The 13,014-nt window shown below is 66.0% G+C and carries 13 protein-coding genes; 7 read left to right on the top strand and 6 right to left on the bottom strand.

Annotated elements, in window-relative coordinates; translation table 11 throughout:
- Positions 1 to 132 precede the first annotated feature (132 nt).
- Positions 133 to 1,986, top strand: coding sequence for an ATP-binding protein (locus BJA_RS28820; protein WP_038967605.1), 1,854 nt, complete (start codon positions 133 to 135; stop codon positions 1,984 to 1,986).
- Positions 1,987 to 2,041: 55 nt separating this feature from the next.
- Here the strand turns inward: BJA_RS28820 and BJA_RS28815 are convergent, their stop codons facing one another.
- Together BJA_RS28815 and purB are read right to left on the bottom strand one after the other, a co-directional pair.
- A complete protein-coding gene (locus tag BJA_RS28815; RefSeq protein ID WP_011088437.1) occupies positions 2,042 to 3,214 on the bottom strand; it encodes a M20 aminoacylase family protein in 1,173 nt (390 codons plus the stop codon).
- A gap of 129 nt (positions 3,215 to 3,343) precedes the next feature.
- Positions 3,344 to 4,651, bottom strand: a complete 1,308-nt coding sequence (gene purB / locus BJA_RS28810; RefSeq protein WP_011088436.1) for an adenylosuccinate lyase — start codon at positions 4,649 to 4,651, stop codon at positions 3,344 to 3,346.
- 544 nt (positions 4,652 to 5,195) lie between these two features.
- On the opposite strand from purB, the gene BJA_RS28805 reads away from it, so the two are divergent.
- Positions 5,196 to 5,783: a TetR family transcriptional regulator gene (locus BJA_RS28805; RefSeq protein ID WP_028173393.1), complete on the top strand. Its 588-nt coding sequence runs from the start codon at positions 5,196 to 5,198 to the stop codon at positions 5,781 to 5,783.
- Positions 5,784 to 5,798: 15 nt separating this feature from the next.
- On the opposite strand, the gene BJA_RS28800 is transcribed toward BJA_RS28805, so the two are convergent.
- From BJA_RS28800 to BJA_RS28790, 3 genes are all read right to left on the bottom strand, one after another.
- Complete coding sequence (locus BJA_RS28800) at positions 5,799 to 6,104, bottom strand: hypothetical protein (protein WP_038967604.1); 306 nt, start codon at positions 6,102 to 6,104, stop codon at positions 5,799 to 5,801.
- Between the two features lie 105 nt (positions 6,105 to 6,209).
- Positions 6,210 to 6,863 (bottom strand): response regulator, encoded by a 654-nt coding sequence (locus BJA_RS28795; protein WP_011088434.1) that lies wholly within the window; start codon positions 6,861 to 6,863, stop codon positions 6,210 to 6,212.
- Between the two features lie 7 nt (positions 6,864 to 6,870).
- Positions 6,871 to 8,241, bottom strand: a complete 1,371-nt coding sequence (locus BJA_RS28790) for a sensor histidine kinase (protein ID WP_011088433.1) — start codon at positions 8,239 to 8,241, stop codon at positions 6,871 to 6,873.
- 199 nt (positions 8,242 to 8,440) lie between these two features.
- Between BJA_RS28790 and BJA_RS28785 the strand changes: the two genes are divergently transcribed.
- From BJA_RS28785 to BJA_RS28765, 5 genes are all read left to right on the top strand, one after another.
- Positions 8,441 to 9,211, top strand: coding sequence for a MotA/TolQ/ExbB proton channel family protein (locus BJA_RS28785; protein ID WP_011088432.1), 771 nt, complete (start codon positions 8,441 to 8,443; stop codon positions 9,209 to 9,211).
- Positions 9,208 to 9,879, top strand: coding sequence for a hypothetical protein (locus BJA_RS28780; protein ID WP_011088431.1), 672 nt, complete (start codon positions 9,208 to 9,210; stop codon positions 9,877 to 9,879). The genes BJA_RS28785 and BJA_RS28780 overlap by 4 nt, the downstream gene beginning before the upstream one ends.
- Positions 9,872 to 10,477: a hypothetical protein gene (locus BJA_RS28775; RefSeq protein ID WP_011088430.1), complete on the top strand. Its 606-nt coding sequence runs from the start codon at positions 9,872 to 9,874 to the stop codon at positions 10,475 to 10,477. The genes BJA_RS28780 and BJA_RS28775 overlap by 8 nt, the downstream gene beginning before the upstream one ends.
- Before the next feature lie 116 nt (positions 10,478 to 10,593).
- On the top strand, positions 10,594 to 11,334 hold the full coding sequence (locus tag BJA_RS28770; protein WP_011088429.1) for a metallophosphoesterase family protein: 741 nt from the start codon (positions 10,594 to 10,596) through the stop codon (positions 11,332 to 11,334).
- 6 nt (positions 11,335 to 11,340) lie between these two features.
- A complete protein-coding gene (locus tag BJA_RS28765) occupies positions 11,341 to 12,774 on the top strand; it encodes a serine/threonine protein kinase (protein WP_011088428.1) in 1,434 nt (477 codons plus the stop codon).
- Positions 12,775 to 12,800: 26 nt separating this feature from the next.
- Here the strand turns inward: BJA_RS28765 and BJA_RS28760 are convergent, their stop codons facing one another.
- Positions 12,801 to 12,992: a hypothetical protein gene (locus tag BJA_RS28760; RefSeq protein ID WP_028173398.1), complete on the bottom strand. Its 192-nt coding sequence runs from the start codon at positions 12,990 to 12,992 to the stop codon at positions 12,801 to 12,803.
- Positions 12,993 to 13,014: the final 22 nt, after the last annotated feature.

Here is a 13,014-nt window from a genome sequence, read left to right as displayed (position 1 = left end):
CACGGCCTTCACGCCTGGGGTACCCGATGAATGTCGGGTTCCCGACCTCCCTATCCGTGCTATTGTCCTATCATGCTCTGGCGTCGGCACCAGAACACGCGCGGTCACACGAGCATCGAAGACCCACGGCCAATGTCCGTTCCTGTTCGGGCCCTGCCTCTGCGATGGTTTGCTCGTCCGCTGATCCTTGCGGTCGCAGTGCTTGTGACCCTGTTTGCCGCGACCAGCTTCCTCGGCCTGCAATATTGGCAGGAGCGGCAAGCAGCTCATCACTTCATCGAGCATAGCCGCCAGGTCCTCGAAACGCTCGATCGGCTGCGGGCGATCGTCGCGGAACTGGAGACTGAAAGGCGCGGGTATCTCATGACCCTCGACCCCGCCTATCTCAAGGCCTACGGCGTCTCCGACGAAAGCGTACGGCGGGAGGCTCAGGCGCTGCAGATGTTGGTCGCGGACGATCCGTTGCAGGGCCTTCGGGCCGGACATCTGGCGCTGACCGTTACAGCCACGCTGCGCGAGATCGACGAGCTGCTGAAGACGGCCGGCACCTCCGGGCTCGCCGCGCTGGCAATGATCCGCAGCATGGACGAAATCCGCTCGCAAATCGACCAGATGGTGGATCACGAGCGCTTTCGGCTCGCCGGCCGGGAGGCGCGCGCCGAAGCATTCGAGCAACGCTGGACCTGGCTGATCGCCGGCGCCGTTGTCCTCGTCGTCGCGCTGGCCGCAGCGGCGCTGGCGCTCGCGCGGCTCGAAGCGAAACGGCGGAGAGAGGCGACCGAGGAGAACATCCAGCTCCAGAGTGATCTTGCAGCACGGGATATCAAGATCAGACGCCTGTTCGATGCCAACATCATCGGCATCATCATCTGGGAAGTCGAGGGGCGCATTCTCGAGGCCAACGATGCATTCCTGCGCATCGTGGGATACGACCGGGAAGATCTCAACGCAGGGCGCCTGCATCGGACCGACCTCACGCCGCCGGAATGGCGCGCCCGCGACGTGCAAACCGTGGCGGAACTGAAGCGGGTCGGGACGGCCCAGCCATTCGAGAAGGAGTATGTGCGGAAGGACGGAAGCCGTGTGCCGGTGCTGATCGGCGGGACCATGTTCGGAGCAGGTACGGAGAATGGCGTCGGCTTTGTCCTCGATCTGACGCCGCTCAAGCGGGCGGAAGCTGAAGGCCGCGAACACGAGCGGCGCTACCGTGAAGCGCTGATGGAGCTCGCGCACGCCAATCGCGTCACCACGATGGGGCAACTCACCGCGTCGATCGCCCACGAAGTCAACCAGCCGATCGCCGCGATCGTGGCGAACGCCGAGGCCGGGTCGAATTGGCTGGAGGCGCAACCGCCAAATCTGGAGCGGGTTCGACAGACGCTCGACTGGATCACAAAGGACGGCATGCGAGCCGGCGATATCATCGGCCGGATCCGGGCGCTGATCAGGAACGCGCCCCCGCAAAAGGAGAATCTGGAGATCAACCAGGCGGTGCTTGAGGTGATCGCGCTGACACGCAGCGAAGCGTTCAAGAACGGCGTGTCGGTGCGAACGCAATTTGCCGAGGGCTTGCCGCCGATACAGGCCGATCGGGTTCAACTTCAGCAAGTGGTGCTCAACCTGATCGTCAACGCGATCGAGGCGATGGCCGCGGTCGGCGAGGGGGGACGCGAGTTGCTGATCAGCACCGGCCGGGATGGATCGGACGGCGTCCACGTCACCTTGCGGGATTCCGGTCCCGGGCTGGATCCCAAGAACGTGGAGCGCCTGTTCGAAGCGTTCTACACCACCAAGCCCACGGGCATGGGGATGGGTCTCGCCATCTGCCGCTCGATCATCGAGGCGCATGGCGGGCGGATGTGGGCTGGCGCAAACGAGCCGCGGGGCGCCTTCTTTCAGTTCACCCTGCCTCTCGCGTCAGACGAGAGCGCATCTCGCCCGCTGGAGGCGGATGAGCCAACGGAGCAACGCTCCGCGGCCCGATGACGGGCTCCGCGCAGCCCGGTCCTTTGCGCGAATGTTGCCTGCTGCGAAGCCGGCCTTAACCCGCCGGCATCCTCGTCTCGATCAAGCGCACCCAGAACGAGGCGCCGTGGCCGAGGATGTTGTCGTTGAAGACATAGGACGGGTGGTGGCATTCGTTGCCGTCGCCCATGCCGACCAGCACCATGGCACCGGGACGCGCCTCCAGCATGAAGGAGAAGTCCTCGGCGCCCATCATCGGGATGAACTTGTCGTTGACGCGCTCGGCGCCGACGATGTCGCGGGCGACGTCGGCGGCAATCCCGGCCTCGCGCGCATGGTTCATCGTCACCGGGTACATCCGTGTGTATTTCGTCTCCGCCGAGCCGCCATAGGCGCGCGCGACGCTCTCTGCGACCTCGCCGATGCGGCGTTCGACCAGATCGCGCACCTCGGGATCGAGCGTGCGCACGGTGCCGCCGAGCTCTGCGACCTCCGGGATGATGTTGAAGGCGGTGCCGGAGTGGAATTGCGTGATCGAGATGACGGCGGATTTGAGCGGATCGATGTTGCGCGCGACGATCGATTGCAGCGCATTGACGATCTGCGAGCCGATCAGCACGCTGTCGACCGATTTGTGCGGACCCGCGCCGGCGTGACCGCCCTTGCCATGGACCGTGATCTGGATGTTGTCGGAGGAGGCGAGCATCGCGCCGGGCGTGGTGGCGAAATGGCCTTCGGGCAGGCCCGGCATGTTGTGCATGCCGTAGACCTCCTGGATGTTCCAGCGCGTCATCAGGCCGTCCTCGACCATGGCCTTGCCGCCGCCGCCGCCTTCCTCGGCGGGCTGGAAGATCACGATCGCGGTGCCGTCGAAATTGCGGGTCTCGGCGAGATATTTTGCGGCGCCCAGCAGCATCGCGGTGTGACCGTCATGGCCGCAGGCGTGCATCTTGCCGGGGACCTTGGAGGCATAGGGCACGCCCGAGGTTTCCGTGATCGGCAGCGCGTCCATGTCGGCGCGCAGGCCGATGGTCTTGCCGGAGGCCGATTTGCGGCCGCGGATCACGCCGACGACGCCGGTGCGGCCGATGCCCGTCACCACCTCGTCGCAGCCGAACTCGCGCAAGCGATCGGCGACGATGCCGGCTGTACGGTGGACCTCGTAGAGCAGCTCCGGGTTCTCGTGGAAGTCATGGCGCCAGGCGGCCATTTCGTCGGAGAGGGCGGCGATGCGGTTGACGATGGGCATGAGGGGGATCCGTTTCTTTTGGGTTCTCTCGTCATCCCGGGGCGATGCGTCGCATCGAACCCGGAATCTGGATGTCGTCGCGCGAGATTCCGGGTTCACGCTTCGTGTGCCCCGGAATGACGAGAATAATCAGCTCTCGCCGAACACGCGCTTGAAGATCGTGTCGACGTGCTTGAGGTGATAGGCGAGGTCGAACTGCTCCTCGATCTCGGCGTCGGTGAGATATTTCTTCACCTCGGCGTCCTGCTTCAGGAGCTGGAGGAAGTCGCCTTCGCCGCGCCAGACCGGCATGGCGTTGCGCTGCACCAGCTTGTAGGCGTCCTCGCGGCTCGCGCCCTTCTGCGTCAGCGCCAGGAGCACGCGCTGCGAATGCACGAGGCCGCCGAGGCGGTCGAGATTCTTCTGCATGTTGGCGGGATAGACCAGCAGCTTGTCGATCAGGCCGGCAAGGCGCACCAGCGCGAAGTCGAGCGTCACGGTCGCGTCCGGACCCATCATGCGCTCGGCGGAGGAGTGCGAGATGTCGCGCTCGTGCCAGAGCACGACGTTTTCCAAGGCCGGCGTCACATAGGCGCGCACCATGCGGGAGAGGCCGGTGAGGTTTTCGGACAGCACCGGGTTGCGCTTGTGCGGCATGGCGGAAGAGCCCTTCTGTCCCTCGGAGAAGAACTCTTCGGCCTCCAGCACCTCGGTGCGCTGCATGTGGCGGATCTCGACCGCGATGCGCTCGACCGAGGAGGCGATCACGCCAAGGGTCGAGAAATACATCGCGTGGCGGTCGCGCGGGATCACCTGGGTCGAGATCGGCTCGGGCACGAGACCCATGGCTTTTGCAACGTGCTCTTCGACCCGCGGATCGATCTGCGCGAAGGTGCCGACGGCACCGGAGATAGCGCAGGTCGCGACCTCCTTCCGCGCCGCGATCAGGCGTTCCTTGGCGCGCGAGAATTCGGCGTAGGCATAGGCGAGCTTGAGGCCGAAGGTCACGGGCTCGGCGTGGATGCCATGGCTGCGGCCGATGGTCGTCGTCATCTTGTGCTCGAAGGCGCGCTTCTTCAGCGCCGCCAGCACCTTGTCGAGATCGGCGAGCAGCAGGTCGGCGGCGCGGGTGAGCTGGACGTTGAGGCAGGTGTCGAGCACGTCGGAAGAGGTCATGCCCTGGTGCACGAAGCGCGCCTCGGGGCCGACGATCTCGGCGAGGTGGGTGAGGAAGGCGATGACGTCGTGCTTGGTTTCGCGCTCGATCTCGTCGATGCGGGCGACGTCGAAGGTGGCGTTCTTGGCCTTCGCCCAGACCGTCCTGGCGGCCTCCTTGGGGATGGTGCCGAGCTCGGCCAGGGCGTCCGCCGCATGCGCCTCGATCTCGAACCAGATCTTGAACCGGGTCTGCGGCTCCCAGATCGAGGCCATTTCCGGACGGGTATAGCGGGGGATCATCTGACGGCTCCAGCAAAGGTGGGCGGGCGGCCCTGAGGGGCGGCACCGGCCAAAATGTTTTTTACGCCGTGATTTAACAGAGCGGGGAGGGCGAAACAAACGGCGGAGGCAAGGTAACGGGGGATGACCACCGGACCCGCCCGCGGGGCCGGGGGGGCAAAAAAGTAACTGTCAATCACGGATCATTGACTGACAGATATTGAAATCTGTCAGCGAGACGTGTATATCCGTTTCCGGACGCTCCGATTGGGCGTCCCGCGGCTACCCCCGGAGGCCCCGACGTCCGAAACAAATGCGGATCGAGGGACGAAATTGAAGAGAGGGGACCGTGGACGAATGGAGACTTTCGACAATGACGACCGAAATCATCAATTTGACCGGGACGATTGGGCATTGGCTCAATTTACTGGTGGCGCGCCAGATCGCGGCGCAGGCTGCAAAACTGCCTCATTGAGGCGAGAGCATTCCGAACGACCGGCAAGGGCGCTTCGGAAGCAGCGCCATCGCCGGATAAATGAACCCCGAGCGGGAACATGGTGCTGGCATGAATGAAGCCGTTGTCTTGACGCCGGAGCGGATCCTCGAAGTCACCGAGGACGTACTCAGGCGCTACGGACTTGCCAAAGCCACCGTGGTCGATGTTGCCCGTGCGCTCGATGTGAGCCACGGCAGCGTCTATCGCCATTTTCCGAGCAAGGCCTCGCTGCGCGAGGCCGTTGCCAAGCGCTGGCTTGACCGTATCGACGCGCCGTTGCTCCAGATCGCCAGGGAGGAAGGGCCCGCGCCGGTGCGGCTCGACCGCTGGCTGCGCACGCTGTTCGCCGCCAAGCGTTCGCGTGTGCTCGACGATCCCGAGATGTTCGAGACCTATCTCACGCTGGCGCGCGAGGCCTGCGCAGCCGTCAAATGTCACAAGGACACCATGATCGACCAGATCGCGGCGATCCTGACCGACGGCGTGAAGCAGGGCGTATTCGCTGTGGACGACGTCAAGGCCACCGCGCGCGCGATCTTCGATGCCACCGTCCGCTTCCACCATCCGGCCCATGCCGACGAGTGGAAGGACGCCGATCTGCCCGCGCGCGTCGATGCAACGCTCGCGCTGCTGCTGCGCGGGTTGAAGGCGGCATAGACCGCGACGCCTAACTCACCCTCTTGCCTTGTGAAGAAGCGCGCCCTCGCGAACGGAGGGCGAGGCAGTTGCGTGCCTGCGCGGGTGAAGCGCGCCGTTGGCTGCTGGAACGACCGGCGGGCTCTCCGGATATGCATTGACCGCGATTTCGACGACATCCTTTGACCGCTTTCGAAGCCGGTAGAATGTCAGTTCCTGTTCGAGCATGGGGCAGTGGAAGTGGACGACGGCCGTATCGGGCAAGCGGCAGAGTTCGTCGATAAGCTCGCCTACGGTGATGATCGGGGGATGGTCGATTGCCTTGTGATGAGCCTTACTCATGGCGATTCCTCCACTACTACTAACCGGAGCTGGATGGCCTCCGTTCCATCCCGCTCAGCAGATTCAAGAACAACACGTCGCTTGAGGAATCCGGCAGCCCCGCTGCTAGATCTTCGTCAGCCCGCAACTCGCCGCCAGCCGCACGAGCTGTGCATCGGTGCGCGCGCCGGTCTTGGTCTTGATCAGATAGTGATAATTCTGCACCGTCTTGACGCTGAGATTGAGATGCGTCGCGATCTGCTCGGTGGTGGCGCCGCCGGCGAACTGGCGCAGGATCTCGATCTCGCGTTCGCCCAGTTGGTCCAGCACTGAGCCGGTCGGCGACAGGCTGTCGTCGGCCAGGATATGCGCGATGTCGTCACTCATGGCGCGCTCGCCGCGGGCGACGCTGCGGATTGCATTCACGACCGCGGACGGCTCGCTGCTCTTGGTGACGAAGCCGGAGGCGCCGGCGCTGAAGGCGGCCTTCACCAGCACGGCCTCGTTGTGCATGGTGAAGACGAGGATCCGCGCCCGCGGGCTGCGGGCGCGGATGTTGCGGATCGCCTCCAGCCCGCTGGCGCCGGGCATCGAGATATCGAGCACGACGACATCAGGATCGTGCGCCTTGAAGGCGCCGTAGGCATCCGCGGCGTTGTCGGCTTCCGCCACGACATGGAGGTCACCCTGGCTTTCCAGCACCCGCCGGTAGCCCTGCCGGACGATGGGATGGTCGTCGACCAGCAGCACGGAGATGCCTGTTGCCGCAACCTCGCTCATCTCGGCCTCACGCGGCGAGCGGGATGGTGGCGGCGACGCTGAGGCCGCCTCTGGCCGGCAGGATCGACAGCGACCCGCCGGCGGCTGCGACGCGCTCGCGGATGCCGGTGAGGCCGAAGCCCGCCGACCGCGCCACGCGTTCCGCATCGCCGCCGCCGTCGTCCTCGACCCGGATCAGCAGCGCGTCGTCCTCGCCGGCGCGCCGCTCGACGCGCAACGAGATCTCGCGTGCCGCGCCGTGGCGCAGCGCATTGGTCAGGCATTCCTGGGCGACGCGATAGGCGGTGGTGGCGGCCGGGCCGCTGATGTCGGTGAGATCGCCCCTGAGATCGAGCTGGATGGTCGGCCGCGCCGCGCTCTGCGAGCGCCAGCTGTCGACGAGATTGACGAGGCTCGCCTCCAGCCCGAGCTCCTCGGGCAGGGGATTGCGCAGCCGCTTCAGCGCATCGCGCAGTGAGGCCATCAGATGATGGGTCGCCTGCGAGATCATCCTTGCGTCCTGCGCGATGCCGTCTTCCCTGTTCTGCTTCGCGCTCGCCGTCTCGATGGTGTCGGCGAAAGCGAGGATGGCCGCGAGGTTTTGCCCGAATTCGTCGTGCAGCTCGCGGGCGAGGGCGCGGCGTTCGTCGTCGCGGATCTCGATCAGCCGCCGCGTCAGCGCCGCGCGCTGTTCGGTGGCTTCTTCCAGCCGGGTGCCGAGCTCGCCGACGGCGCCCCCGATCATTGCAAGCTCCATCGAGCGGAAGCGCGGCAGTTTGGTGCGATAATGGCCGCGCGCCATGCGCTGGAGCGCGGTGACGATCGCGCGTGCCGGCGCCAGCGTATGCGCGATCGCAAGCGACGCCAGCAGCGCAATCGCCGCCGCCATCAGCAGCGCGACGTCGATGACGTTGAGGATGTATTCCCAGGCGAGCGAGATCGCGGCCGCGGCATCGGGCGTCGCAACCACCGTTCCGGCGGCCGCGGCGCGCGGACTGACGGGCCGCACCACCTCGGCGTGGCTGCCGAGGAAGATCGGCACGATCGATGCGAACCAGCGCGGCGGCGTCTTGCCTAGCCCCTCGCTCTGGCCGCACAGCGGCTTTTCGAATGCGACGGCGGGCTGGAACTCGACGCAGACGCCGGGGGAGATCAGCTTCATCGTGTCCAGCGTGCGCCACTCCGGAACCGGCAGCAGATGTTCGCGCGCCCTGCTGCTGCGCAGCAACAGCTCGTGCCAGTACAGCGCCTGAAGCGCCTGCGCGACCCGCTGCGCCGAGGCCGCAGTCGCCCGGTCGACGCTGCGATAGGCCTCGAACGTGGCCCATACGGTCGCCGCGCCCAGGCAGAGCGCCACAATGAGAAGCAGACGGGCGACAAGCTGAAGCACGAGGCGCATGCGATCACCCCAAAGTTTGGTAAGGTCAGCCTAACAACGCCGCCGCGCCTTGCCAATCGCAGGGTTTGGGCCGGATTGCAGCTCGGGCAAATTTCCCAAGCCGGATTGGGCATGGGTCTTTGGACCGGGCGTGGCGGCTTTGATCTAATCGGGGTGGAATCGTTGCAGGACAATCCCTGCAAGCCAGGAGCGGTGCAGCATGAGTTCGATGACGATTGGACCGATCGCAGGGTCTGCTGCCGACCCATCCGAGCGCAGCGCGCTCCTGTTCTGGATGATCTTCACCGGGCTTTCGATCTTCGCCGTCGTGCTGTTGTGGCGCTTCGGCCTGATCCACCTGATGCTGACCTCGGACCGGACCTACATTTCCAGCGTGATCGCGCTGCTCTATGTCCTCACCTGCGGCCATTGCTTCCTGCGCACGCGGGCGATCGCGCGGGAGGGGGCGGCGGCGCGGCGCTGCAGGGCGGCGCTCGCGGCGCCCGGCGGCAGCAAGCTGCTCGATGCGAGCGCGACGGCTCTGCCGCGCGGACTGGTGCGCGATCATATCGACAGCCTGGTCACCAAGGCCGCCGCGCAGGATTACCGGCCGGTTGACCAGACGCTGCTGCTGCGGACGCTGGCCGACCGCCTGCGCGGCTCCAACGGCTTCGGCGCCTTCGTCTCGGACACGCTGATGAAGCTCGGCCTGCTCGGTACCATCATCGGCTTCATCATCATGCTGGCGCCGATCGCCGGGCTGGATGCCGCCGACAAGGTCGCGATGCGGTCCTCGATGGGGCTGATGAGCGACGGCATGGCGGTTGCAATGTACACGACGCTGGCGGGCCTCGTCGGCTCGATCCTGGTCCGCATCCAGTACTACATGCTGGACGCCGCGACCCAGCGGGTGTTCTCGGATGCGGTGGTGCTGACCGAGACGTACGTGACGCCGGTGCTGGAACGCAAGGGCGCCGGAATCCCGTCATGATGGATGATTTCGGTCTCTATCCGCGCGAGGAGCCGTTCGATCCCCTGGGCGTGATGCTGTTCAAGGCGCTCCAGGTGATCGCGTTCCTGTTCTTCCTGGCGCTGCTTGCGGTCTCGCCGGATGCGAAGGACGGCAAGATCGACTCCAAGGCCGAGTTCATGATCACGCTGGACTGGCCGGACAATCACCCTGACGATCTCGACCTGTTCGTGCAGGATCCGGCCGGCAACATCGCCTGGTATCGCCATCGCGAGGCCGGCTTCCTCACGCTCGACCGCGACGATCGCGGCGGGGCCAACGATTTCATCATCGTCAACGGCAAGAAGATCGCTTCGCCCATCCGCGAGGAGATCGTCACCGTGCGCGGCATCGTTGCCGGCGAATACACCGTCAACGTCTCCCACTTCGTGGCGACGACCGGGGAGCCTGTGACGGCCAATGTGAAGGTGCAGAAGCTCAATCCGACCGCGCAGGTCATCTTCGACAACAAGTTCACGCTCGACCACACCGGCGACGAGAAGACGGCGGTGCGGTTCCGGCTCGATGCGGAAGGCAAGGTCGTCAATGTGGACCAGCGGCCGAAATCGCTGCTGGAGACGTTCCGCAGCAGCTGGCGCAACGGCGCCGACGTCGATGCGAAGACCGGTGTGAGGATACGCCGTGAGTAACCTGCAGACGGTCATCCTCACGCTGTCGGTCGCCTATGCCGTCATCGGCGCGCTGCTGCTGGTCGTGCTGGTCTATGCGCGGCTGCACTGGGCGCTGAAGGCGGTCGCGGTGGTCGTGACCAGCGCTTTCTACGTCGTCAGCTTCACCGAAATGCGCGGGCTGCTCGGCTGGGCCAGCGCCGACCGGCTGCCTGCTGCCTTCAAGCTACTCCAGGCCCGCATCGTCGAGCCGCATTCGCTGGAGGGCGATCCAGGCTCGATCTATCTCTGGGTCGAGCAGCTCGACGAGGACAATCGTCCGAGCGGCATCCCCCGGGCCTTCCGCGTGCCCTATGACGACCGGCTGGCCAACAAGACCCACGCGGCGCAGAACGAGATCGCGGCCGGGCATCCGCAGGGCGGCCGCGCCGCGGATTTCGGCGGTGGCGAGGGCAGCCTGATCGACATGGTCCGGGAATATGTGACGCCCAAGACCATCCTCGAGACCACCGGGGGCGATTCCTCGACCGGCGAGTTCAACGCCCCGCCGGCCGGTGCGCAGGGCGCGGTATTCACGCCGCTGCCGCCGCCCCGGATGCCGCCGAAGGACGAGCAATAGACCCTTGACCATCGCGGCGGGGCACGCTGGAAAACGGCCCCGCGCTGGCGCATCTTCTTGACGTCCCTCAATTTGGCCTTATCGGCTTTCGATAAGAACCTGAGGGTGGAGGGTGCGTGCTTCTCGCTGTCTTTTCGGATATCCACGGCAACCGGCAGGCGTTCGAGGCTTGCCTGAAGGTTGCCCGTGCGAAGGGCGCAGAGCGGTTCATCCTGCTCGGTGACTTCGTCGGCTATGGCGCCGATCCGGAATGGGTCGTGGATACCGCGATGGAGCTCGTCGCCGGGGGCGCCGTGGCCGTGCGCGGCAATCACGACCAGGCGGTCAATTCCTCGGCCGAGACCATGAATGCCGAGGCGCAGATCGCGATCGAATGGACCCGCGGCCGGCTTGACGCCGCGCAGCGCCGGTTCCTGGCCGAATTGCCAATGCTGGTGGCGGACAGCGACCGGCTGTTCGTGCATTCGGAAGCCTCCAGTCCCCAGCGCTGGCACTACGTCCGCTCGACGGCGGATGCCGCCAAGAGCCTGATCGCGACGCCCGCTCATGTCACGTTCTGTGGTCACATTCATCGTCCGGCGCTCTATTCGATGTCGGTGACGGCGAAGATGACGAGCTTCGTGCCGAAGACCGACGTCCCGGTGCAGCTTTTGCGCGGACGGCAATGGCTCGCCGTGCTCGGCTCGGTCGGCCAGCCCCGCGACAGCGATCCATCCGCATCCTTCGTGCTGTTCGACACGGTCTCGTGCCAGATCACCTATTGCCGCGTGCCCTATGACATCGCGAGCGCGGCGAACAAGATCCGCGAGAACGGCCTGCCGCCCTGGCTCGCCGACCGGCTGTCGCAGGGACGCTAGAGGCCGATGCCGAAACCCCTGGTCAAATCAGGCGCGGAGATCGACGGCTACACCATCGGCGAATGCGTCCATGCCGGCGGCATGGCGACGCTGTGGACGGTCACCCATCCCGGCATCGACGTCCCGCTGCTGATGAAAATTCCGCGGGTGTCGGAGGGTGAGGACCCCGCCGCGATCGTCTCCTTCGAGATGGAGATGATGATCCTGCCGCGGCTCGCGGGCCCGCACGTGCCCTCGTGTTTCGGCACCGGCGATTTCGCCCACCAGGCCTATGTCGTGATCGAGCGCATCCCCGGGACCACGCTCTACAAGCGGCTGGCCGACCTGCCGCTGCCATACGAGGAGGCGCGGCTGCTGGTCGCGAAGATCGCGACCGCGCTCGCCGATCTGCATCGGCAGAACGTGATCCATCACGACATCAAGCCGAGCAGCATCATGTTCCGCGAGAGCGGCGAGGCGGTGCTGATCGACTACGGCCTGTCGCACCACAACCATCTGCCCGATCTCCTGCAGGAGGAGTTCCGCCTGCCTTACGGCACCGCGCCCTACATGGCGCCGGAGCGGCTCCTGGGCGTGCGCGACGATCCGCGCAGCGACCTGTTCTCGCTCGGCGTGCTGCTCTATTTCTTCACGACCGGCGAGCGGCCGTTCGGCGAGGGCGAGACGCTGCGCGCGATGCGGCGCCGGCTGTGGCGCGATCCGCATCCGCCGCGCGCACTGCGCGCCGACTACCCGCCCTGGCTCCAGGAGGTGGTGTTGCGCTGTCTCGAGATCGAGCCGGTGCGGCGCTATCCGACCGCGTCCCAGCTCGCCTTCGATCTGACCCATCCGGACCAGGTCAGGCTCACGACACGCTCGGAACGGATGAAGCGCGACCCCCTCGGCGTCGCCTGGCGGCGCCGCTTCAACCAGGGCGTGATGCAGCCGCGTGCGAAATCGGATGTCGCAGCCCAGATCGCATCGAGCCCGATCCTCGCGGTCGCGCTCGACACGGCGGAAGGCGCGCCCGAGCTGAACGAGGCGCTGCGCGTCACCACCGAGCGCATTCTCGCCACGCTGCCCTCGGCGCGGCTTGCCTGCCTCAACGTCCTGAAGCTCAACCGCATCGCGATCGACCGGACGCTGGACGAGCAGGGCTCCAACAAGCATATCGACCGGCTGGTGGCGCTCCGGCATTGGGCCACGCCGCTGAAGCTGGACGAGAGCCGGCTGTCGGCTCATGTGCTGGAGGCGGTCGATCCGGCCGCTGCGATCCTGGAATTCGCCGAGGTCAACCACGTCGACCACGTCATCATCGGGGCGCGGCAGGGCTCATTCAGGCGCACGCTGCTCGGCAGCGTCTCGGCCAAGGTGGCCGCGGAAGCGGCCTGCACCGTCACCGTGGTGCGGCCGCCGCGAATGGCGGGTGATGAGGCCGATGCCGGCGAGGCGGCGGGATAGGCGCGCCCGGCGTCGCCGAGAAGAGATCAGGCCGCGTGGGCGGTATGGCCGGTGCGCCTGCGGCGGATGGGCCAGGAGAATTGCGGACCGGGCTCGCCGTGATCCGCGCTGCCGCCGAAATACTGGATGATCTCGCGGCAGGGCTCGCAATTGAACAGGTTACGCGACGCGGATGCCTTGGTCATTTCCTTCAGGCAGTTCGGGCAATGCGGTTTCATGGATTTGATCCGGAAAGGAGGT

The organism is Bradyrhizobium diazoefficiens USDA 110 (genome assembly GCF_000011365.1).
GTDB lineage: Bacteria > Pseudomonadota > Alphaproteobacteria > Rhizobiales > Xanthobacteraceae > Bradyrhizobium > Bradyrhizobium diazoefficiens.
This window is presented reverse-complemented; position numbering and strand designations above follow the sequence as displayed.